The organism is Kitasatospora sp. NPDC127060, from assembly GCF_042724935.1.
GTDB lineage: Bacteria > Actinomycetota > Actinomycetes > Streptomycetales > Streptomycetaceae > Kitasatospora.
Genome location: NZ_JBHXEG010000074.1, coordinates 19,168 through 39,905, shown reverse-complemented (window position 1 = coordinate 39,905; position 20,738 = coordinate 19,168). Strand labels below are relative to the sequence as shown.

General features: G+C 73.6%; 17 protein-coding genes. 11 read left to right on the top strand and 6 right to left on the bottom strand.

The window, feature by feature from the left end; all coding sequences use genetic code 11:
• The first annotated feature begins 9 nt into the window (after window positions 1-9).
• Complete coding sequence (locus ACFWIS_RS31360; RefSeq protein WP_380459704.1) at window positions 10-849, top strand: hypothetical protein; 840 nt, start codon at window positions 10-12, stop codon at window positions 847-849.
• Window positions 850-944: 95 nt separating this feature from the next.
• On the opposite strand, the gene ACFWIS_RS31355 is transcribed toward ACFWIS_RS31360, so the two are convergent.
• Window positions 945-3,437, bottom strand: coding sequence for a DEAD/DEAH box helicase (locus tag ACFWIS_RS31355; RefSeq protein ID WP_380459758.1), 2,493 nt, complete (start codon window positions 3,435-3,437; stop codon window positions 945-947).
• A gap of 292 nt (window positions 3,438-3,729) precedes the next feature.
• Between ACFWIS_RS31355 and ACFWIS_RS31350 the strand changes: the two genes are divergently transcribed.
• Complete coding sequence (locus ACFWIS_RS31350; RefSeq protein ID WP_380459706.1) at window positions 3,730-4,929, top strand: 8-amino-7-oxononanoate synthase; 1,200 nt, start codon at window positions 3,730-3,732, stop codon at window positions 4,927-4,929.
• Between the two features lie 142 nt (window positions 4,930-5,071).
• Window positions 5,072-5,587, top strand: a complete 516-nt coding sequence (locus ACFWIS_RS31345) for a hypothetical protein (RefSeq protein ID WP_380459708.1) — start codon at window positions 5,072-5,074, stop codon at window positions 5,585-5,587.
• On the opposite strand, the gene ACFWIS_RS31340 is transcribed toward ACFWIS_RS31345, so the two are convergent.
• Together ACFWIS_RS31340 and ligD are read right to left on the bottom strand one after the other, a co-directional pair.
• Window positions 5,539-6,189 carry a GNAT family N-acetyltransferase gene (locus tag ACFWIS_RS31340; protein WP_380459710.1) on the bottom strand — a complete coding sequence of 217 codons (651 nt, stop codon included), beginning with the start codon at window positions 6,187-6,189 and terminating at the stop codon, window positions 5,539-5,541. The genes ACFWIS_RS31345 and ACFWIS_RS31340 overlap by 49 nt on opposite strands.
• Before the next feature lie 141 nt (window positions 6,190-6,330).
• The gene (gene ligD / locus ACFWIS_RS31335) at window positions 6,331-7,344 is read right to left on the bottom strand and encodes a non-homologous end-joining DNA ligase (RefSeq protein ID WP_380459712.1); all 1,014 of its coding nucleotides are present in this window, start codon (window positions 7,342-7,344) and stop codon (window positions 6,331-6,333) included.
• 66 nt (window positions 7,345-7,410) lie between these two features.
• Here ligD and ACFWIS_RS31330 point away from each other — a divergent pair, with 66 nt between their 5' ends.
• On the top strand, window positions 7,411-8,472 hold the full coding sequence (locus ACFWIS_RS31330; protein WP_380459714.1) for an ATP-dependent DNA ligase: 1,062 nt from the start codon (window positions 7,411-7,413) through the stop codon (window positions 8,470-8,472).
• Between the two features lie 128 nt (window positions 8,473-8,600).
• On the opposite strand, the gene ACFWIS_RS31325 is transcribed toward ACFWIS_RS31330, so the two are convergent.
• Window positions 8,601-9,995, bottom strand: a complete 1,395-nt coding sequence (locus ACFWIS_RS31325; protein WP_380459716.1) for a serine hydrolase domain-containing protein — start codon at window positions 9,993-9,995, stop codon at window positions 8,601-8,603.
• Window positions 9,996-10,479: 484 nt separating this feature from the next.
• Here ACFWIS_RS31325 and tdh point away from each other — a divergent pair, with 484 nt between their 5' ends.
• From tdh to ACFWIS_RS31310, 3 genes are all read left to right on the top strand, one after another.
• On the top strand, window positions 10,480-11,508 hold the full coding sequence (gene tdh / locus ACFWIS_RS31320; protein WP_380459718.1) for an L-threonine 3-dehydrogenase: 1,029 nt from the start codon (window positions 10,480-10,482) through the stop codon (window positions 11,506-11,508).
• A gap of 99 nt (window positions 11,509-11,607) precedes the next feature.
• Window positions 11,608-12,801, top strand: a complete 1,194-nt coding sequence (locus tag ACFWIS_RS31315) for a glycine C-acetyltransferase (protein WP_380459720.1) — start codon at window positions 11,608-11,610, stop codon at window positions 12,799-12,801.
• Between the two features lie 355 nt (window positions 12,802-13,156).
• Window positions 13,157-14,809: a CocE/NonD family hydrolase gene (locus ACFWIS_RS31310; RefSeq protein ID WP_380524071.1), complete on the top strand. Its 1,653-nt coding sequence runs from the start codon at window positions 13,157-13,159 to the stop codon at window positions 14,807-14,809.
• A 145-nt stretch (window positions 14,810-14,954) separates the two neighbouring features.
• Here ACFWIS_RS31310 and ACFWIS_RS31305 read toward each other — a convergent pair whose 3' ends face one another.
• Complete coding sequence (locus ACFWIS_RS31305) at window positions 14,955-16,322, bottom strand: TolB family protein (protein WP_380459724.1); 1,368 nt, start codon at window positions 16,320-16,322, stop codon at window positions 14,955-14,957.
• Between the two features lie 293 nt (window positions 16,323-16,615).
• Here ACFWIS_RS31305 and ACFWIS_RS31300 point away from each other — a divergent pair, with 293 nt between their 5' ends.
• Entirely contained in the window at window positions 16,616-17,527 is a 912-nt protein-coding gene (locus tag ACFWIS_RS31300) for a LysR family transcriptional regulator (protein ID WP_380459726.1), read from the top strand.
• Between the two features lie 225 nt (window positions 17,528-17,752).
• Here ACFWIS_RS31300 and ACFWIS_RS31295 read toward each other — a convergent pair whose 3' ends face one another.
• Complete coding sequence (locus ACFWIS_RS31295; RefSeq protein ID WP_380459728.1) at window positions 17,753-18,163, bottom strand: GntR family transcriptional regulator; 411 nt, start codon at window positions 18,161-18,163, stop codon at window positions 17,753-17,755.
• 427 nt (window positions 18,164-18,590) lie between these two features.
• Here ACFWIS_RS31295 and ACFWIS_RS31290 point away from each other — a divergent pair, with 427 nt between their 5' ends.
• The 3 genes from ACFWIS_RS31290 to ACFWIS_RS31280 all read left to right on the top strand — a co-directional run bounded on the left by ACFWIS_RS31290 (window position 18,591) and on the right by ACFWIS_RS31280 (window position 20,736).
• Entirely contained in the window at window positions 18,591-18,884 is a 294-nt protein-coding gene (locus ACFWIS_RS31290; protein ID WP_380459730.1) for a helix-turn-helix transcriptional regulator, read from the top strand.
• Window positions 18,885-19,017: 133 nt separating this feature from the next.
• Window positions 19,018-19,212, top strand: a complete 195-nt coding sequence (locus ACFWIS_RS31285) for an FDLD family class I lanthipeptide (RefSeq protein ID WP_380459732.1) — start codon at window positions 19,018-19,020, stop codon at window positions 19,210-19,212.
• A gap of 186 nt (window positions 19,213-19,398) precedes the next feature.
• Complete coding sequence (locus ACFWIS_RS31280; protein ID WP_380459734.1) at window positions 19,399-20,736, top strand: lanthionine synthetase C family protein; 1,338 nt, start codon at window positions 19,399-19,401, stop codon at window positions 20,734-20,736.
• The last annotated feature ends 2 nt before the right edge of the window (window positions 20,737-20,738 follow it).

Below are 20,738 nucleotides of genomic sequence, written 5' to 3'. Positions count from 1 at the left end.
ATCTGCGCCATGACCACGCAGGGGGAGCGCACCCCGACTCCGGGAGAGGGCCGCGACGGCCGGGCAGGACAGCGGACCGGCGGGGGGCCGGTCGAGGCGGAACCCAAGCGCGGCCGGCGGCTGACCGGCCGCCGGGCGGTCGGTTGGGTCGTCATGGTGGGCGTGGTCGCGGCCGGCGGATGGATCATCACCCAGCCGACGCCCGGCGACTACATACCCGGGCTGGGCCCGTCCGCCAAGGACGCCGACCGCACGCCCCCGGTGGTGGGCGCCCCGCCGCCGACCACCGACCCCGAGGGCCTCAACGCCGACAGCCTCTTCCCGGCCCAGCGGCCGGTCGACGCCATCGGCTACAAGGCGCGCCGCAACGGCATCCGGCAGGGCGAGAACTGCTCCGAGGTGCTCCAGGACCGCACCCAGGAACTGCTCAAGGACAGCGGCTGCCAGGCCTACCTGACGGTCAGCTTCACCGGTGTCGACCACCCGGTGCTCTCCAGCGTCACCCTGCTGCGCTTCGCCGACCAGAACGCCGCCGCCAAGGCCGCCGACACCCTGCGCGACAAGCCCGGCACGGTCGCCTTCATCCTCGCCGACACCAACATCGCGCCCGCGCAGTCCGCCGGCGGCACCAAGCCGGGCGGTGAGCCGCGGGTCGAGGCCGTCGGCCACTACGTGACCGTCACCAGCTCCCGCGCCGGCGACGGCCGCCCGGCCGGCACCCCCGCCCCGGGCACCCCCGCGGCGACCACTCCGGCGCCCGGCGTCTCGGGCACCGGCGGCGAACCGAACCTGGACGAGGCCACCCGCGCGTTGTCCTACGCGGTGGGGCAGCCGTTCGTCTGGATGTAGCCGCGGCGGTGGACGAACGGCCAGGGGCCCGGCGCGCGATCCGCGCCGGGCCCCTTCCGCATGCTCCGTCAGCCTCCGAGGGTCGGCCTCCGACGTCAGCCTCCGAGCCGGTCCACCGCCGTCACCCGCACCACCGCCCGGCCCTCCTCGTCCGAGCCGTACAGGTCGACCTCGGCGCTGATGCCCCAGTCGTGGTCGCCCTCCGGGTCGTCGAAGATCTGCCGGACCTTCCAGGCGGAGTCCTCCTCCTCGATGATCAGCATCTTCGGGCCGCGCGCGTTCGGTCCGGTACCGAGGTCGTCGTACTCGTCCCAGTACCCGTCCATGGCGTCCGCCCAGCGGTCCGCGTCCCAGCCGTACTCGCCGTCCAGCTCGCCGAGCTCGTTCCAGTGCTCCAGCGCGCACAGCTCGACCCGGCGGAACATCTCGTTGCGCACCAGCACCCGGAACGCCCGCGCGTTCGCGGTGACCGGCGCCGGCTTGTCGTCCAGGGTGACCTCGGCGGTGGCCGCCTCGGTCGGGTTGGCCAGCTGCTCCCACTCGTCCAGCAGGCTGGAGTCGACCTGGCGGACCAGCTCGCCGAGCCAGGCGATGACGTCCTTGAGGTCGTCCGTCTTCACGTCCTCGGGGACGGTCTGCTCCAGCGCCTTGTACGCCCCGGCCAGGTAGCGCAGCACGATGCCCTCGGTGCGGGCGAGTTCGTAGAAGCCGACGTAGTCCGAGAAGGTCATCGCCCGCTCGTACAGGTCGCGCACCACGGACTTGGGCTGCAGCTGGTGGTCGCCGATCCACGGGTGCGCCCGGCGGTACACCTCGTACGCGTGGGTGAGCAGCTCCTCCAGCGGCTTCGGGTAGGTGATCTCCTGGAGCCGCTCCATCCGCTCCTCGTACTCGATGCCGTCGCGCTTCATCTCGCCGATCGCCTCGCCGCGCGCCTTGTTCTGCTGGGCGGCGAGGATCTGGCGCGGGTCGTCGAGGGTCGCCTCGACGACCGAGATGACGTCCATCGCGTACGAGGGCGAGGTCGGGTCGAGCAGCTCGAAGGAGGCCAGCGCGAAGGTGGACAGCGGCTGGTTGAGCGCGAAGTTCTCCTGGAGGTCCAGGGTCAGGCGGACGATCCGGCCCTCGGCGTCCGGCTCCGGCAGTCGCTCCACCACACCGCCCTCCAGCAGTGAGCGGTAGATGGCGATCGCGGTGCGGATGTGCCGGCGCTGGGCGGCCTTGTCCTCGTGGTTGTCGGTCAGCAGCTTGCGCATCGCCTCGAAGGCGTTGCCCGGGCGGCCGATCACCGACAGCAGCATCGCGTGGCTCACCTTGAACCGGGAGACCAGCGGCTCCGGGTCGGCGGAGATCAGCCTCTCGAAGGTCTCCTCCGTCCAGCCGACGAAGCCCTCCGGCGCCTTCTTCCGCACCACCTTGCGCTTCTTCTTCGGGTCGTCCCCGGCCTTGGCGATCGCCTTGTCGTTCTCGATCACGTGCTCCGGCGCCTGGGCGACCACCTGGCCGACGGTGTCGAAGCCCGCCCGGCCGGCCCGCCCGGCGATCTGGTGGAACTCCCGGGCGCGCAGGATGCGCACCCGCTGCCCGTCGTACTTCGAGAGGGCGGTGAACAGCACCGTGCGGATCGGCACATTGACGCCCACGCCGAGCGTGTCCGTCCCGCAGATCACCTTCAACAGGCCTGCCTGGGCGAGGCGTTCGACCAGCCGGCGGTACTTCGGCAGCATGCCCGCGTGGTGCACGCCGATGCCGTGGCGGACGAAACGGGACAGGTTGCGGCCGAACTTGGTGGTGAACCGGAAGCCGCCGATCAGGTCGGCGATGGCCTCCTTCTCCGCCTTCGAGCACATGTTGATGCTCATCAGCGACTGCGCCCGCTCCACCGCCTCCTTCTGGGTGAAGTGCACGACGTAGACCGGCGCCTGGCCGGTCTGCAGCAGCTCCTCCAGGGTGTCGTGCAGGGTGGTGCGGCGGTACTCGTAGAACAGCGGCACCGGACGGGTCGCGTTGCGCACCACCGTGGTCGGACGGCCGGTGCGGCGGGTCAGGTCCTCCTCGAAGCGGCGCACGTCGCCGAGCGTCGCCGACATCAGCAGGAACTGCGCCTGCGGCAGCTCCAGCAGCGGGATCTGCCAGGCCCAGCCGCGGTCCGGCTCCGCGTAGAAGTGGAACTCGTCCATCACCACCTGGCCGATGTCCGCCCGCGCGCCGTCCCGCAGCGCGATCTGGGCCAGCACCTCGGCGGTGCAGCAGATGATCGGCGCGGTCGGGTTGACGCTCGCGTCGCCCGTCATCATGCCGACCTGCTCGGTGCCGAACATCTTCACCAGGTCGAAGAACTTCTCCGACACCAGCGCCTTGATCGGCGCCGTGTAGAAGGTCCGCTGCCCCTCCGCCAGCGCCGCGAAGTGCGCACCCGCCGCCACCAGGCTCTTTCCCGAGCCGGTCGGCGTCGCCAGGATGACGTTGTTCCCCGAGACCAGCTCGATCAGCGCCTCCTCCTGCGCCGGGTACAGCGTGATCCCGCGTTCCTCCGCCCAGGCTGCGAACGTCTCGTACAGCGCGTCGGGGGTGGCGGGCTTCGGCATCAGATCAAGGAGGGTCACCGGGCTATCTTGCCTGCTCGCCGCCACCCCGGGCAAAGCCCGGTGGTGGGGGTGGCGGCGGGGCGGAGGCGTCGGAAGGGCGCGGCGGACGAGGCGGGGGAGGCCGACGAGGCGGGGCATCGCAGCGGACCATCAGCTGCACCGTGCCGTCGTTGCGGAGCCAGCCCTGCGCGCCGCTGCCGAAAACCCGTGCGGGCGGCGTCAGGAACACCCCGCCGAGGTGTGCCGAGTCGCACATTGCCGCCGTCTCGCGGGGCGTGCCAGAGTGCCGGGCATGTCCCAACCCCTTGCCTCCCAGAACCGCCCCGCCGCCCCGCCCGCCCCCGGCCACGTCTTCGACTGGCTCGACGAGGCCGCCGGGCTGCGGGCCGACGCCGGGCTGACCCGCAGGCTGCGCAGCCGGGGCGCCCAGGACCAGGTGCTGGACCTCGCCGGGAACGACTACCTCGGGCTGACCAGGCACCCGGCGGTGACCGCGGCGGCCGGGGAGGCGGCGCTGCGCTGGGGCGGGGGGTCGACGGGCTCGCGGCTGGTCACCGGGACGACCGCGCTGCACACCGAACTCGAAGCGGAACTGGCCGAGTTCTGCGGGGTGGAGGCCGCGCTGGTGTTCTCCTCCGGGTACACCGCGAACCTCGCCGCGCTCACCGCGCTGACCGACCCGGACACCCTGATCGTCTCCGACGCCTACAACCACGCCTCGCTGATCGACGGCTGCCGGCTCGCCCGCGCCGACGTCCACCGCGCCCCGCACAGCGACCCGGCGGCCGTCGCCGAGGCGCTCGCCGGGCGGGAACAGCGGCGGGCGCTGGTGGTCACCGACTCGGTGTTCTCGGTGGACGGCGACGCGGCGCCGCTGCGCGGTCTGTCCGAAGCCGTCCGGGCGAACGGCGCCGCGCTGCTGGTGGACGACGCGCACGGCCTGGGCGTGCTCGGCCCCGGCGGGCGCGGCGCCCTGGCCGCCGCCGACCTCGCGGGGGAGCCGGACACCGTCGCCACCGTGACCCTCTCCAAGTCCCTCGGCTCCCAGGGCGGCGCCGTCCTCGGCCCGCGCCGGGTCATCCGGCACCTCACCGAGACCGCCCGCACCTTCATCTTCGACACCGGCCTCGCCCCGGCCGCCGCCGGCGCCGCCCTCGCGGCCCTGCGGCTGCTGCGCGCCGAACCCCGGCGCGCCGACCGCGCCCGCGAGGTCGCCCGGGCCCTCGCCACCCGGCTCACCGCCGCGGGCCTGCACGCCTGCGAGCCCGACGCGGCCGTCGTCTCGGTCCGCGCCCCCGGCCCGGAAGCCGCCGTCACCTGGGCCGCCGACTGCCTCCGCGCCGGCCTCGCCGTCGGCTGCTTCCGCCCCCCGTCCGTCCCGGACGGCATCTCCCGGCTGCGCCTCACCGCCCGCGCCGACCTCACCGACACCCAGATCACCGAGGCCGTCCGGACCATCGCCCGCCTGGCCCCGGCCGGCGCGCGGGGCTGACGGCGGCCGGGCCCGGACTCGATCAGGGCGTGAGGTCGATGACCCGCACGCGCCGGCCGGCCCACCGGCCGGGCTCGGCGGTCGCGACGGACCCTGGAGGCGGACCGGGGCCGGGTGCTGTGGAGCCCTTCGGAGGAGTGCGATGACCGATCTGCGCTGGGAGGACCACCGGGGCTGGCTGCTCGATCCGGAGCGCGATGGCTGGCTGCCGGGCGGGTGCGTCGCGGACACCGCGGTGGCGGACTGGCAGGCACTGCTCGACCTGGTGGTGGAGCGGGGCTGGGAGCACACGTTCGTCGTGGGCTGCTTCGAGCTGCCGTGGCCGCGCGCCGAGGAGGTGCTGTCCTGGCCGAGCGGTGCCGCGTGCCCGGTGTCGAGCGTACGGCCGGGGCCGGAGGTCGGGGTGGTGTTCCGGTTCGGCCGTGCGGAGCGGATCGAATTCGACGTCGATGTCGAGCGACTCCGTGGCCAGGAAGGTCTGGACGACGTGTGCGGCTTCCTGGCCGCGGTCGGGCGGCGGCTGGGCAGGTCGGTGTCGACGGACGCCGACGGCGACGGGCCGTTCCTCCGGTACGACCTGGCGGCCGACGAGGTCCGGGTGGACGGGCCCTACGGCCGGCCGAGCACCAGCAGTGCCTCGGCGCCCACCGGCCGGTAGCCCGCGGCCTGGAAGGCGCGGACGCTGGGGGCGTTGCCGGGGGCCTGCTGGGCCCAGACGGCGTCGCCCTCGGGCAGCAGGTGGCGGGCGGCGGTGGCCAGGGTGCGGCCGAGGCCGCGGCCCTGGGCGGTGGGGCCGACCTCGACGGCCGTCTCCCAGCGGCCGGCCACGCCGCGGCCGAGGATGAGCACGCCGCCGTCGGCCTCGTACACCCGGACGTCCTCGCGGTAGCGCAACGCCCTTACCACCCGGGGGTGTCGGCGGTCATGGACGGGGGTGAGCGGCAGCGGCGGCGGGCCGGGGAGGCGGCCGGCGACGGAGAGCAGGTCGATGTTGTTGACGGTCCGTCCGGTCCGCTGGGCGAGGGCGGTCAGGAACGGCGGGCAGAGCGGCGCGGACAGCGGGTCGCCGGGGTCGGCGGCGAGGGCGGCCCGCACCCAGTCGGGGTCCTGGTCGGTGAACACCACGGCGTGGGCGGCGAAGGCGATCACCCCGGCCTCGCGCGGCGAGGGCTGGGGCAGCACCGTCACCGTCCCGTCCGGCGGCGGGAACACCCCGCCCGCCGCGTCCGCGAGGATCTCCGCCAGCCCCCGTGTGCCCATCGCGATTCCCTTTCCGTCCCGGCCGATGATCGCCAGCCTAAGACCGACCGGCGACGCCAGAACAGCGGTTGCCGGAGCGTGAACCCCGGAAGCCACTGCCCACGGCGTACGCCCGCACCTCGGCGAGCGTGGCGGGAGGGCCTAAGTCGCCTTCTTGCGGGCCCTGCTGGGCTGTACCCGGGGCGGTTCGCCGGCGGCCTTGGGGTGGTCGGGCGGGTAGGGGAGTTCGCCGAGGCCCTCGTCGTGGAGCTGCTTGTCGTACAGCTCCAGGAGGGCGTCCAGCCGGTAGGCGTGGTCCGCCATCTCGGCGTTGAGGTCGCCGAGTTCGGCGAAGCGGGCGGGGACGGTGCGCAGGTCGAAGTCCTCGGGGGAGGCGTCGTCGAGTTCGTCCCAGCGCAGTGGGGTGGAGGCCGTGGCGCGGGGACGGGCGCGCAGGGAGTAGGCGGAGGCGATGGTGCGGTCGCGGGCCATCTGGTTGTAGTCGACGAAGATGCGTTCGCCGCGTTCCTCCTTCCACCAGGCGGTGGTCACCCGGCCAGGCATCCGCTGTTCCAGGACCCGGCCGAGGGCGATCACCGCGTGCCGGCCGTCGGTGAAGGTCCACTCGGGGACGAGCGGCACGTAGATGTGCAGGCCGCGCCCGCCGGAGGACTTGGGCCAGCCGCGCAGCCCGTGTTCCTCCAGCACGGCGCGCAGTTCGTGGGCGGCGCGGACGGCGTCGTGGAAGTCGGTGCCGGGCTGCGGGTCGAGGTCGATGCGCAGTTCGTCGACGTGGTCGGTGTCGCCGCGCCGGACCGGCCAGGGGTGGAAGGTGAGGCAGCCCAGGTTGGCGGCCCACAGGACGGCGGCGGGCTCGGTGGGGCAGATCTCGTCGGCGGAGCGGCCGCTGGGGAACTCGATCCGGGCGGTGGGCAGCCAGTCCGGCAGGCCCTTGGGCGCGCGCTTCTGGTAGAAGAACTCGCCGTCGACGCCGTCGGGGAAGCGCTGGAGGGTGGTGGGCCGGTCCCGCAGTCCTTGCAGCACCCCGTCGGCCACGGCCAGGTAGTACTGCGCGACGTCCAGCTTGGTGAAGCCGCGCTCGGGGTAGTACACCTTGTCCGGGTTGGACAGCCGGACGGTGCGCCCGGCGACTTCCAGTTCGACGGCTGCGCCCATGGCTCCCACGCTAAGGGCGCCGCGCCCGGCGCGCGCCCCGAGCCCGTTGGGGTGAGGCTGGGACTCATGGACCTGCCCGTGATGCCGCCGGTGGCGCCGATGCTCGCCAAGTCGGTGGCCAGGATCCCGCCGGGGATGCAGTACGAGGCCAAGTGGGACGGCTTCCGCAGCATCGTGTTCCGCGACGGCGACGAGGTCGAGTTGGGCAGCCGTACCGGCAAGCCGCTGACCAGGTACTTCCCCGAACTGGTGGAGGCCTTCCGACGGGAGCTGCCGCCGCGCTGCGTGCTGGACGGCGAGGTGGTGATCGCCCGGGACGGGCGGCTGCGCTTCGAGGAGCTGCTGGAGCGGATCCACCCGGCGGCGAGCCGGGTGAGAATGCTCGCCGAGCGCACGCCCGCCTCCTTCGTGGCCTTCGACCTGCTCGCCCTCGGTGACGACTCGCTCCTGGACGAGCCGCTCTCGGTGCGCCGCCCGGCCCTGGAGGCGGCGCTCGCCGACGCCGCCGACCCGGTGTTCACCGCTCCCGCCTCGACCGACCGGGAGCTGGCGCAGACCTGGTTCGCCGAGTACGAGGGCGCCGGGCTGGACGGTGTGGTGGCCAAGCCGCTGGACCAGCCGTACCGCCCGGGCGAGCGGAGCATGTTCAAGATCAAGCACGAGCGCACCGCCGACTGCGTGGTGGCCGGCTACCGCGAGCACAAGAGCGGCCCGGTGGTCGGCTCGCTGCTGCTGGGCATCTACGACGACGAGCGCAGGCTCCAGCACGTCGGCGTCTGCGCCGCCTTCTCGATGGCCCGCCGCCACGAACTGGTGGAGGAACTCGCCCCGCTCAGGATGGACGACCTCTCCCAACACCCTTGGGGTGCCTGGGCGGAGGAGTCCGCGCACGCCGAGGGCCGGCTGCCGGGGGCGGTCAGCCGCTGGACCGGCGGCAAGGACCTGTCGTGGATCGCGCTGCGCCCCGAGCGGGTGGTCGAGGTGGCGTACGACCACATGGAGGGCACCCGCTTCCGGCACACCGCGCAGTTCCGCCGCTGGCGGCCGGACCGCACGCCGGAGAGCTGCGGCTACGGGCAGTTGGAGGAGCCGGTCTCGTACGACCTCGGCAAGGTGCTGGGGATCTGAGGTGCCGGGGATCTGAGGTGCCGGGGATCCGAGGTGCCGGGGATCCGACGGAACGCCGTAGGCCCGCCCCGGTCGACGCCGGGACGGTCCCACGGCAACTCGCGGCAGTCGCCGTCGACTTGAAGAGTTCAGGCCCGTACCGTGGTCGGGGCGCTGCCCGTCGGCGAGGGCGCGCCGCTCCCGGAGGTGGCGGCCGACGCGGAGCCGGACGCCGGGCCCGGGCCGGGGGCTGACGGCGAGGCGGTCTCCGCCGGGAGCGCGTAGACGTGGTTCGGCGAGATGATCTTGGTGATCTCGTTGGCGAACAGCGTGGACGGCTCCTGGCCCTGGGAGATCACATCCGTGTTGAGCAGCAGCACCAGGGTGGCCTGGGCGTCCGGCATGTACACCGCGACGCTCTCGAAGCCCGGCATCGAGCCGTTGTGCCCGATCCACCCGCCGTTGTCGAACAGCCCGAAGCCGTAGGTGACGCCGGGGTCGCCGGTCGGCAGGGTCTTCAGGCGCTCGGTCTGGCTGGCCGGGCTGATGATGGCGCCGGTGGCCATGGTCTTCGCCCAGCTCTCCAGGTCGCCGAGCTGGGTGATGACGGCCCCGGCGGTCCACGCCCAGGACGGGTTCCAGTTGGTGGAGTCCTGGATCGACCCGTCCGGCGTCTGGTTGGTGTAGCCGTGGGCGTGCGGGTCGGGGAGGGTCCCGTCGCTGGGGAAGCTGGTCTTGCTCAGCGAGGCCGGCGTGAACACCTGGGCCTGGAGGAAGTCACCGGCGCTCTGCCCGCTGACCTTCTCGATCAGCTTGCCCAGCAGGATGTAGTTGCTGTTGCTGTACTGGAACTTGGTGCCGGGCGGGAACATGGCGGGGTGCTTGTAGCCGTAGGCGAGCAGCTGGTCCGGGGTGAACACGTGGTTCGGGTCGTTGATCAGGGTGTTCACGAAGTCCGGGTCGGAGCTGTACGGGAAGAGCCCGCTGCGCATCTCGCCGAGCTGGCGCACGGTGATGCCGTCGCCGCCGGGGACGCCGTCCACGTACTTGGAGATCGGGTCGTCCAGGCCGACCTTGCCCTGGTCCACCAGCCGCAGCACGGCCGTCGCGGTGTAGGTCTTGCTCTCGCTGCCGATGCGGGTGAACAGCCCGGCGTCCATCGGGGTGTTGGCGGTCTTGTCGGAGACGCCGAAGGACTTCTGGTAGGTGCCGTTCGGCGTGAGGATCCCGACCGAGATGCCGGGGACGGCGTTCTGCTTCAGCACCCGCTGGATCGCGACGTCCAACCGGGCGGTGACGGCGGGAGTGAGCGGCACCACCGCGTTCGAGGAGGCGCTGCCCGAAGCGGTCGCGGACGGGCTGAGCGCGGCCGGCTCGGCGGTGACCGCCGGTTCGGCGGCCTGCCCGCCCGACTTCGAGTCGCCGGAGCAGGCGGAGACGGCGAGCAGCCCGGTCAGGGCCAGGGCTGCGGCGGTCGCGCGGGCGACGGAACCACGGCCGACGGAACGGGGTGCGGCCGCTCGCGGCCGTCGGATCTTGGTCATGTGTCGAGAGCGCCTCTCTGGGGCGGACGGCCCTTGGCGATGGGCCCCGGAGCGCTGCTCCACGGGGCCGTGGGGGGATCGTCGTCACCGTAAGCACCGGCCTCGAACGCCCGCGCGCCGGTGGCGGCCGGGCTGGCCCGAACGGACCCAATGCCCACCCGGGTGGCCCCCGCCGCTCCCGCCCCGCTGGCGGACCGTTGTCAAGTACCCCGGTGGCACGGCCGGTTGGTGTCGCGACCGGTGCCCCGCGCTCGGCCGGACGGGTGAGCACCGGCATGCCGCGGCCGCCTCCGGGCCCAGCTCGGGCACGATCGTTTAGCCCAGCTGTGGTCGCCCTTAAGAATTCCTCGATGGACCGCACCCCCTCCCACCAGGCAGATTTCTGCCTGCCGGAGCGTGCCCGTCAGGAGCGGCCGAACCGCGCCCCCTCGGCCTGCCCCATCTCCGGAGGCCGCCCCGATCAGCACGTCAGGAGCCGTCGCCCGTGAAGGCACTCGTCAAGCAGAACGCCGAGCCCGGCCTCTGGATGATCGACGTCCCGAAGCCCGAGATCGGCCCCGGCGAGGTGCTGATCAAGGTGCTGCGCACCGGCATCTGCGGCACCGACCTGCACATCCGCAAGTGGGACGGCTGGGCGCAGCAGACCATCAAGACCCCGCTGGTGCTCGGCCACGAGTTCGTCGGCGAGGTCGCCGAGCTCGGCGCCGGTGTCGCGGACATCGCGATCGGCGACCTGGTCAGCGGCGAGGGCCACCTGGTCTGCGGCAAGTGCCGCAACTGCCTGGCCGGGCGCCGCCACCTGTGCCGCAACACCATCGGCCTGGGCGTCAACCGGGACGGCGCCTTCGCCGAGTACGTGGCCCTGCCGGCCTCCAACGTCTGGGTGCACCGGGTGCCGGTCGACCTCGACGTGGCCGCGATCTTCGACCCCTTCGGCAACGCCGTGCACACCGCGCTGTCCTTCCCGCTGGTCGGCGAGGACGTGCTGGTCACCGGCGCCGGCCCGATCGGCATCATGGCCGCCGCCGTCGCCAAGCACGCCGGCGCCCGCAACGTGATGATCACCGACGTCTCCCCGTACCGCCTCGACCTGGCCCGCCGGGTCGGCGTGACGCTGGCGCTCGACGTCGCCGAGCACACCATCGAGGAGGGCCAGCAGAAGCTGGGCCTGCGTGAGGGCTTCGACGTCGGCCTGGAGATGTCCGGCCGCCCCGAGGCGATGCAGTCGATGATCGCCAACATGACCCACGGCGGCAAGATCGCCATGCTGGGCCTGCCGGCCGAGGACTTCCCGGTGGACTGGGCCTCGATCGTCACCTCGATGATCACCATCAAGGGCATCTACGGCCGCGAGATGTTCGAGACCTGGTACGCGATGTCCGTACTGCTGGAGGGCGGCCTGGACCTCAGCCCGGTGATCACCGGCCGCTACGCCGCCACCGAGTTCGAAGCCGCCTTCGACGACGCCGCGAGCGGCAACTGCGGCAAGATCATCCTCGACTGGACCGCCTGAGCTCCGCCTGAGTCCTGCCGAGTCCCGCCTGAGTTCCGCCCGAGCCCTGCCTGGGCGCCGCCGATCCGACGCTCCGCCGTCACGACTAGGAGTCTGCCCGTGTTCGACAACGTGCGCGCCGACATCGCCACCACCCTCGACGAGATCCGCGAGGCCGGCCTGTTCAAGCCGGAGCGGGTGATCGGCAGCCCGCAGAGCGCCGAGGTCACCGTCACCTCCGGCGGCCGCCCCGGCGAGGTGCTGAACTTCTGCGCCAACAACTACCTCGGCCTGGCCGACCACCCCGAGGTGATCGCCGCGGCCAAGGACGCCCTGGACCGCTGGGGCTACGGCATGGCCTCGGTGCGCTTCATCTGCGGCACCCAGGACGTGCACAAGGAGCTGGAGGACCGCCTCTCGGCCTTCCTCGGCCAGGAGGACACCATCCTCTACTCCTCCTGCTTCGACGCCAACGGCGGCGTCTTCGAGACCATCCTCGGTGCGGAGGACGCCGTCATCTCCGACGCGCTCAACCACGCCAGCATCATCGACGGCATCCGGCTCAGCAAGGCCCGCCGCCACCGTTACGCCAACCGCGACCTGGCCGATCTGGAGCAGCAGCTCAAGGAGACCCAGGACGCCCGCCGCCGCCTGATCGTCACCGACGGCGTCTTCTCGATGGACGGCTACGTCGCCCCGCTGCGCGAGATCTGCGACCTGGCCGACCGCTACGACGCCATGGTCATGGTCGACGACTCGCACGCCGTCGGCTTCGTCGGCGCCGGCGGCCGGGGCACCCCCGAACTGCACGGCGTGATGGACCGGGTGGACATCATCACCGGCACCCTGGGCAAGGCGCTCGGCGGCGCCTCGGGCGGCTACGTCGCCGCCCGCCGGGAGATCGTCGCCCTGCTGCGCCAGCGCTCCCGCCCGTACCTGTTCTCCAACTCGCTGGCCCCGGTGATCGCGGCCGCCTCGCTGAAGGTGCTCGACCTGGTCGAGCAGTCCAACGAGCTGCGCGAGCGGCTGGCGGCCAACACCGCGCTGTTCCGCTCGAAGATGACCGAGGCCGGGTTCGAGATCCTGCCGGGCGACCACCCGATCGCCCCGGTGATGATCGGCGACGCGGCGAAGGCGGGCCGGCTCGCCGAACTCCTGCTGGAGCGCGGCGTGTACGTGATCGGTTTCTCCTACCCGGTGGTCCCGCACGGCCAGGCCCGGATCCGGGTCCAGCTGTCCGCGGCGCACTCCACCGAGGACGTCGAGCGCGCGGTCGCGGCCTTCGTGGACGCCCGCGCCGCGATGGAGGGCTGACCGCCCCGGGCTGCCGGGCCCGGGCAGGGCCCGCACAGGCTGCCCGCGGGCCGGACCGCTCGGAACCGGACCGGCCCGCGGGCTCACAACCGCCGTGCGGCAGTGGCGAATCGATTCGCCCCCGCCGCACGGCCACCAGACCACCTGCCCCACCCTCCCGGTACGGAGGTGGGACGCCGGCCGTACCGGTGTCCCACCTCCGTTCGCGGTTTCCGGGGTCGGCGGGGAGGGTCGTCGGCAGAGTCGACGGTACGTTACCGGCCAGTAATTTGGCTGATCACCACCTCCTCTGAGAAGCCGTCAGATCCTTAGGCTCACCATGATCACATCGGGTGAACTGAGGGAGCAGAGCGTGATGGCACGACGCCACCGGACCAGCGGACACCGGACCGGCGGACAGCGGGCGGCGAGCGCCGTCCTGGCCCTGGCGCTCGGGCTAGGGGTGGGGGTGGCGGCTCAACCCGCCGTCGCGGCGCCCGCGTTCGTGCCCGCCGTGCCCGCCGTGCCCGCCGTGCCCGCCGTGCCCGCCGTGCCCGCCGTGCCCGCCGGCGCCTCGGCGTTCGGCGGTTTCCGGCTGGCGGACATCACCGCCCGGGACGGCGTCGTCCTCAAGGCCGACGTGTTCACCCCGCCCGCCGGGGCGCCGGGGGCGGACGCCCGAGGGCGCTACCCGGTGGTGGTGCAGCCGGCCAGCTGGGGGCAGAACGACCTGGAGTACGTCGCCCAGGGGCACAAGTTCGCCGCCGCCGGGTACGTCGTCGTGACGTACACCGTCCGCGGCTTCTGGCGGTCGGGCGGTGAGGTGGACGTCGCCGGGCCCAAGGACGTCGCCGACATCTCCACGGTGATCGACTGGGCGCTCGCCCACACCCAGGCCGATCCGGACCGGGTCGGCATGATCGGCCTGTCGCTCGGCGGCGGCCTCACCCTCCTCGGCGCCGCGTTCGACCGGCGGATCAAGGCCGTCGCCTCGCTGAGCGGCTGGGCCGACCTCACCGACGCGCTGTACAGCGGGCAGACCCGGCACACCTCCGCCGCCGACCGGCTGGCCACCATCGAGGGCCTGACCGGCCGTAAGAGCCCGGAGTTCGCCACCGCCCTGGACGACCTGTTCGCCGACCACGACCTGCCCGCGGTGGTCAAGTGGGCGGACGTCCGCTCGCCCGCCACCTACCTGGACCGGATCAATGCCAACGGCGCCGCGGTCTACCTCGCCAACGGCTGGAGCGACAGCTTCTTCAACCCCGGCCAGATGACCGACTTCTACCAGCGGCTGACCGTGCCCAAGCGCCTGGAGCTGCGGCCCGGCGACCACGCCAGCCAGGAGTTCACCGGCCTGCTCGGCTTCTCCGACGCCACCTGGGACAACGCCCGCGGCTGGCTGGACCGCTACCTCAAGGGCTCGCCCGGCGCGAACGACCAGGCGCAGGGCGTGGACCTGGAGGTCCGCCCGGGCGGCGCCCACGAGGCGTACCCGGACTGGCGCTCCGTCGCCTCCCGCACCGAGCGGCTGAGCTTCGGCGACAGCTCCACCGTCCGCGGCGACCAGCCGTCCGGTGCGAGCGGCGGCGTCGTGCTGCTCTCCGGCCTGGTCGACCAGTGGCTGCACCAGCCGCCGACCGTCCTGGTGCCGCTGCTGGACCGGGATGCCGCCGCCGTCCGGCAGTCGGAGCCGTACCGGCGGGGCCTCTCGGTGCGCGGGGCCGCCCGGGTGCACACCACCGTGACCAGCTCCGCACCGCAGGGCACGGGCGTCGCGTACCTCTACGACGTGGACGCCCTCGGTGTCGGCCGGCTGATCGCCCACGCCCCGCAGAGCTGGTCCGGCCGGCCGGTGGGGCAGCCCTTCCCGCTGGACGTCACGCTGTTCCCCACCGCCTACGACCTCCCGGCCGGGCACCGGCTGGCCCTGGTGCTCGGCACCCACGACGACCTGTACGGCGGCGAGACGCCGAAGGGCAGCACGGTGACCTTCGGTCCGGCGGAGGTCGCCCTGCCGGTGCGCTGAGGTCCCGGTCCTCCTCCCCGGCCGGACGGGGCCTCGGCGCGGGGAGGAAGGGGGCGGGCCCGAGGTCAACAACTGAGATGGATCCGATTGGAAACTACGTCAACTGTTGTAATCGACGGGGCGACTGGGCCGGACGACGGGCCGGTCACAGCCGGCGCAGGAACACGTCCAGGTGGCCGCTGGTGTCGCCCGGGACGAGGTTGGCGTCCTCGGCCGTGAAGACGACGGTGTCGCCGGTGGCGTCGACGTACGGGCTGTCGGAGCCGCCGGTGCTCTGCCCGCCGTCCCGGGTGGCGGTGACGCGCTCGATCCGGCCGGTCCGGAGGTCCCGGCGGAACACGTCGCTCTGCCCGTTGGTGTCGCCGGGCACCAGGTCGTCCGCGCCGGAGTCGAAGTAGACCCAGCGGCCGTCGGCGGTCATGGCCGGGTCGTAGGCGCCCTCGGTGGTCGTGGTGCCGGGCAGGGGGGTGTTGACCAGGGTGGTCCGGCCGGTGGCCAGCTCCCGGACGTAGAGGTCCATCCGGATGCCGTGGGTACCGGGCCGCCCGACGCCGTAGGCCGGCAGGCCGTAGAGGGCGAAGCGGCCGTCGGGGCTGATCCGGGCGTCGTTGCCGCTGCCGGTCAGCGCGCCGGTGGCGTCCAGGCTGGCGCCGGTGATCCCTCCGGTGTCGGCCTTCCAGACGAAGTACGGGTAGAACCGGGGGCCGGCCAACCCGGCCGCGGCCGGGGCGGTGGCCGGCGCGGCCGGGACGAGGTTGCCCGCCCGGGAGGTGAAGCCGACGGTGGCGCCGTCCGCGCTGATGGTCGGACGGAAGGAGTCGTTGTCGGCCGGCTCGCCGTCGATCCCGGTGGTGACCAGCCGGGTGGTGTGGGTCCAGCGGTCGGTGACGAACACGTTCTGCTTACCGCGGTGCACGCCGGGGGCCAGGTCGGTGCGGTCGGAGGCGAAGGCGACGTAGCGGCCGTCCTGGCTCAGCGACGGGTTGACGGCGCTGCGGAGGGTCTCGTCGTCGGTGGTGGTGAGGGTGCCGGTGGAGATCGGCTCGGTGCGGCCGGTCCAGCGGTCGCGGACGTAGACGTCGCTCCGGTGCCTGGCCTGGCCGGGCAGCACGTTGGTGGCGGCGGTGCTGAAGGCGACGTAGCGGCCGTCGCCACTGATTGAGGCGTCCGTGGTGGCGGCGTTCAGCCGGGAGCCGTCGGCGGCCACACCGGCCCGCTCCAGGTGCCCGTTGCGCAGGTCCCGGACGTAGACGTCGCCGCCGTTCGGGACGCCGTCGGGCAGCAGGTCGGTCGCGGTCGAGGAGAACAGCGCGGACCGGCCGTCGGCGCTCAGCCCGAGCGCGTACGAGGGGCCGTCGAGCTGCTCGCCCTTGCCGCCCTCGCTGACCCGGGCGGTGTCGCCCTTGGGCGGCCGGGCCTCGGCGGCCGGCATCACGGCGCCGGCTGCGACGGCGGCCAGCAGCACGCAGGCGGCACGGGCCAGGCCGCGGCGGGAACGAGCGGTGGTGGTCATGGATCGTCCTCCCCTGATGACGGTGCCGGGCCCCAGGCTGTCCAGGGCTGCCCGCGGCCCGGCTCGGCTCGGCCACGAGCCAAGCGTCGATCGAGCGGGACGGTCAACGGCGCCAGGCGATCTCGCCCCGAAATACGCCACCGGTGGTACTGCCCCGCGCGCCGGCCCCGAGCCGAGCCCCGGCCCGCTCCCGCGCCGGCCCCGCGCCGGCCCCGAGCCGGCCCCGCGCCGGCCCCGCGCCGGCCCCGCGCCGGCCCCGACGCTTCCCTCCGCGACGCTGGCAGAATTGGCCTGTGATCGACGCACGACGGCTGCGGACCCTCCGGGCCGTGGCGGACCACCGCACCGTGACCGCCGCGGCGGCCGCCCTCTACCTGACCCCCTCCGCGGTCTCCCAGCAGCTGGCCGCCCTGGAGCAGGAGACCGGGCACCACCTGCTGGCCCGGGAGGGCCGGGGCGTGCGGCTGACCGCCGCCGGGGAGATCCTGCTCGGCCACGCGGACGCGGTGCTCGCCCAACTGGAGCGCGCCGAGGCCGACCTCGCCGCCTACAGCGCGGGCGTCGCGGGCGAGGTCACCGTGGCCTCCTTCGCCACCGGCATCTCGCACGTGCTCGCCCCGGCGATCGGCCTGCTCGCCGGGCACGCGCCGGGGGTGCGGCTGAAGGTGCTGGACGCCGAGGGCGACGCCAGCCTGCCGATGGTGCTGGACGGGCGGGCCGACCTCGCGGTGGCCGTCGAGTACCGGGGCGCCCCGCGCGCCGACGACGCCCGGCTGACCAGGGTCCCGCTGTACGCCGAGCCCTTCGAGGCGGTGCTGCCGCTGGCCCACCCGCTGGCCGCCGAGTCCGGGCCGCTCGCGGTGGCCGCGCTGGCCGCCGAGCCGTGGATCGGTCCCTACCCGGGCAACCCCTGCCACGACGTGGTCCTGCTGGCCTGCGAGCACGCGGGCTTCCAGCCGCGCCTGCTGCACTCCTCGGACGACTTCCGGGCCGTGGTGGCGCTGGCCTCGGCCGGGGCGGGCGTCGCGCTGGTGCCGCGCTCGGCGCTGCGCGGGGTGGACCTGTCCCGGGTGGCGGTCCGTCCGGTCGACAGCGAGCTGGCCACCCGCCGGGTCTTCGCCGCCGTCCGGGCCGGCGCCGACGGCCACCCGCTGATCCGCCCGGTGCTGGACTCGCTCGCCGAGGCGGCCGCCGAGGGCGCCTGACCCGCGGGGCGACGAACGCCAGGGCCCGTCTTCACACCCTCGTCTGCGGGCCGCCGCCGGGGCGGCACGCACCTCGCCGCGTTGTCGTCGGTCGCCGATGCGCTGCATCGGGCTCCGCCCCCAGCCTCCGGCCGGGAGGTGCCCCCACCTCCGCCTTGCGATGCACGCACCCCAACGCCGCCCCGCCCGCCCTCCGGGCGAACGACGAGGGTTTGAAGACAGGCCCTAGGGTCGCGGCTGCTGGGCCGCCCGGCGCGGGGTTGCGGCGCCCTCGACCGGGTGGGGCATGCGTTCGATGGCGGAGATCAGCGAGGACCGGGCCACGCCGTGGGCGTCGGCGACGGAGACCAGTCGGCGCAGTTGGTCGGAGAGGCCCGCGACCTCGGTCGGCCCGCATCCGGAACGCGCGACGACGATGATTCCGCGGCCCCGGCCGAAATCGATCAGGCCTTTCGCGCGCAATTTCCGTAGCGCCCGCAGCACGGTGTTCCGGTTGACCCGGAAATTTGCCGACAAAGCGCTCGCCGACGGCAGTGATTCGCCTTCGGTGTATTCCCCCCGTTCGATCGACCACTGGAGCCGACGTTCGATCTGGATGTGCAGTGGTGATTGCGAGCCCGTCAACGCAATGCTCATGTCATCGATGGTAACCGGTTTGGTTTAGGGGGAGTCAAGTGCCGGTCGGGGCGGAACCGGTAGGACGGGACGGAACCCGACAAGCGGTGGGCACACTTCCGGATCGGCCCGACCGGTTCCGCCGGCCGTGGCCCCGGGCCCCGGTCGAAGGCCTCCACGGACAGTGAGAATGGTGCCAATGGAACCATCCCCGCCGGACGGCGGGGGTTTCCCCGGAGCGCCGCGTTCCGGCTGCGCGGGGAATCCCGTGATTCCGCTGGACAACCCCTCCGGACGGGCGGACGGCCCGGTCCGGGGCGGTCCTGACGCTCCGTAGCCACCGTCGGATCATGGTTGCTTCCGGTTCGAACTGTGCCTACGTTCTGTCCTGTGCGGCCCGGACGGAGCCGCCCCACCGAATCCGTCGGATGGACAACGGGGAGATGACGTGAATGACTTCGCGAGGACCACGGCGGCCGCCGGAAGCGAACCCGCCTGGACCCGCGCACTGGACCGTCTCGGCAGACTGACACCCCGCGAGCGCGAGGTATTCGTGATGCTCGCCGAGGGCCTCAGCAATCATCAGATGGCGGCCCGGCTGCAGGTCACCGAACGCACCGTACGGGCCCATCTCACGGCCGTACTGGAAAAACTCGAACTCGAATCCCGGCTCTCCGGCTGCCTCGCCTCCTATGCCCACCTCATCGCACCCGGGCGGACCCGGCAGGCACCCGCCGCCTGAATCCCGGAAACCGTGGGACTGTCGTCGGCGACAATAGCCACGGAAAGCGGGCCGGGACATCATCGAATCGCGGGGGAGAAGCCCCCGAACCCCTCCGGGAAACCGGAGTGGGCGGATTCGAAGGGAATTCACGATGTCCGACAACGCATTCGACCTGGACGCCCGCATCAGCTCGCCGGTCCAGGGCGGCGGCCAGCTGCCCACGCCGTCGATCAGCAGTCTGGCCACCCGCACCGTCTGCACCCGGATCGGCTGCAAGGTGACCTCGACCTGTGTCTGCACCAGCCTGTGCACCTCGGGCTTCTGCTCGAACCCGTCGCAGGACTGACATCCGGTGAGGTGACGGGTGCTGCCGTGGATTCAGGACACGGCAGCACCCGTCCGCCCATTCTCGCGCCGGGCGCGCCCGGAACTCCAGAGCCGCCCCGGAACTCCAGAGCCGGCACGAAACCCCAGGGCCGGCACGACGCCGGCCCGCCACGGCCTCCGAGGCCACCGCTCCGAGGGAGAACGCATGCACACCGTCCGGGAAACCGGCGAACCGCCCGTCCGCACCCCCGACGCCCCGCTCGCCGAACGGGTCCGCGACGCGGTGCGCCTCGTGGTGTCCCGGACCGCGACCACCGACCAGTGGGCCGAGCTCGCGCTGCGCGCCGCCGACCAGGCCGCCGTACCGATGGGCTGGTACCCGCCCAGCCTGAGCCACGGCCAGGCCGGCCTCGCCCTGCTCCACCTGTACGCCGCCCGGGCCGGCCTCGGCGACCGCGAGCACGCCCACGGCCACATCCGCGAGGCGGTGCTCGCCACCCAGGTCGAACCGCTCTCCGGCCCCGGCCTGTTCGGCGGCACCGCGGGCCTCGCCCTGGCCCTGGCCGACTGCGCCGAGGACGAACCCCGCTTCCGGCCCAGCCTGCTGCGGCTGTACGAGCAGCTCGCCGAGCAGGCGATCGCCACCGAGTGGCCGGCCGACGGGCAACCGGTCAGCGACTCCGACTACGACCTGGTCAACGGCGCGGCCGGCGTGCTGGCCTGCCTCACCGCCCCGGCCGAGCCGAGCCCGAGGGTCCGCGAGGCCGCCGCCGTGCTGCTCGACCGGCTGATCCGGCTGGCCGGCCCCGACCGGCCGGAGGGCACCCCGCCGGGCTGGCTGCTGCGGCCCGAGGTCTACCCGCCGGTCGGCGACTACCACCGGCAGTACCCGCACGGCTACCTCAACCTGGGTGTCTCCCACGGCGTGCCCGGGGTGGCCGCAGCGCTCGCCGCCGCCTGGGCGGCCGGCCACCGCCGCCCCGGCCAGCGCGAGGCCCTCGCCGCGCTCACCGGCTGGCTGCTGCGCCACCGGCTGACCGACGACCAGGGCCCGCTGTGGGCCAACGGCGTCCCGGTCGACGAGCACGGCGCCGAGCGGCCGCTCGCCCACTGCCACGACCAACTCGCCTGGTGCTACGGCACCGCCGGGATCGCCGCCGCCCTGCTCACCGTCGCCGACGCCACCGGGGACGCCGGACTGCGGGCCACCGCCGTCGAGTCCTTCGAGGCCGCACTGCGCCGCGCGGCCGGCGCCGAACTGCGCGCCCCCACGCTCTGCCACGGCCTGGCCGGACTCGTCATGCTCGCCCGGGAGTTCGCCCCGCACAGCGCGGCCGCGCGGGGTGCGCTGCCCGGGCTGCTGGAACGGCTGCTGGCGTACGCCGACCCCCGGCACCCGGTGGTGTTCGCCGACGAGGACCTCCCCGGCAACACCGTGGACGACCCGGGGCTGCTGTCCGGAGCCGCCGGCGTCGCCCTGGCCCTGCTGGCCGCCCTCGCGCAGCAGCGGCCCGCCTGGTTCCGCGTCTTCCTGGGGCGGTGAGC

Bases quoted from the DNA above. Each gene is read 5' to 3' on its own strand.
- ACFWIS_RS31360 (WP_380459704.1), top strand. From the start codon at position 10: ATGACCACGCAGGGGGAGCGCACCCCGACTCCGGGAGAGGGCCGCGAC.
- ACFWIS_RS31355 (WP_380459758.1), bottom strand. From the start codon at position 3,437: ATGCCGAAGCCCGCCACCCCCGACGCGCTGTACGAGACGTTCGCAGCC.
- ACFWIS_RS31350 (WP_380459706.1), top strand. From the start codon at position 3,730: ATGTCCCAACCCCTTGCCTCCCAGAACCGCCCCGCCGCCCCGCCCGCC.
- ACFWIS_RS31345 (WP_380459708.1), top strand. From the start codon at position 5,072: ATGACCGATCTGCGCTGGGAGGACCACCGGGGCTGGCTGCTCGATCCG.
- ACFWIS_RS31340 (WP_380459710.1), bottom strand. From the start codon at position 6,189: ATGGGCACACGGGGGCTGGCGGAGATCCTCGCGGACGCGGCGGGCGGG.
- ligD (WP_380459712.1), bottom strand. From the start codon at position 7,344: ATGGGCGCAGCCGTCGAACTGGAAGTCGCCGGGCGCACCGTCCGGCTG.
- ACFWIS_RS31330 (WP_380459714.1), top strand. From the start codon at position 7,411: ATGGACCTGCCCGTGATGCCGCCGGTGGCGCCGATGCTCGCCAAGTCG.
- ACFWIS_RS31325 (WP_380459716.1), bottom strand. From the start codon at position 9,995: ATGACCAAGATCCGACGGCCGCGAGCGGCCGCACCCCGTTCCGTCGGC.
- ACFWIS_RS31310 (WP_380524071.1), top strand. From the start codon at position 13,157: ATGGCACGACGCCACCGGACCAGCGGACACCGGACCGGCGGACAGCGG.
- ACFWIS_RS31305 (WP_380459724.1), bottom strand. From the start codon at position 16,322: ATGACCACCACCGCTCGTTCCCGCCGCGGCCTGGCCCGTGCCGCCTGC.
- ACFWIS_RS31295 (WP_380459728.1), bottom strand. From the start codon at position 18,163: ATGAGCATTGCGTTGACGGGCTCGCAATCACCACTGCACATCCAGATC.
- ACFWIS_RS31285 (WP_380459732.1), top strand. From the start codon at position 19,018: ATGTCCGACAACGCATTCGACCTGGACGCCCGCATCAGCTCGCCGGTC.
- ACFWIS_RS31280 (WP_380459734.1), top strand. From the start codon at position 19,399: ATGCACACCGTCCGGGAAACCGGCGAACCGCCCGTCCGCACCCCCGAC.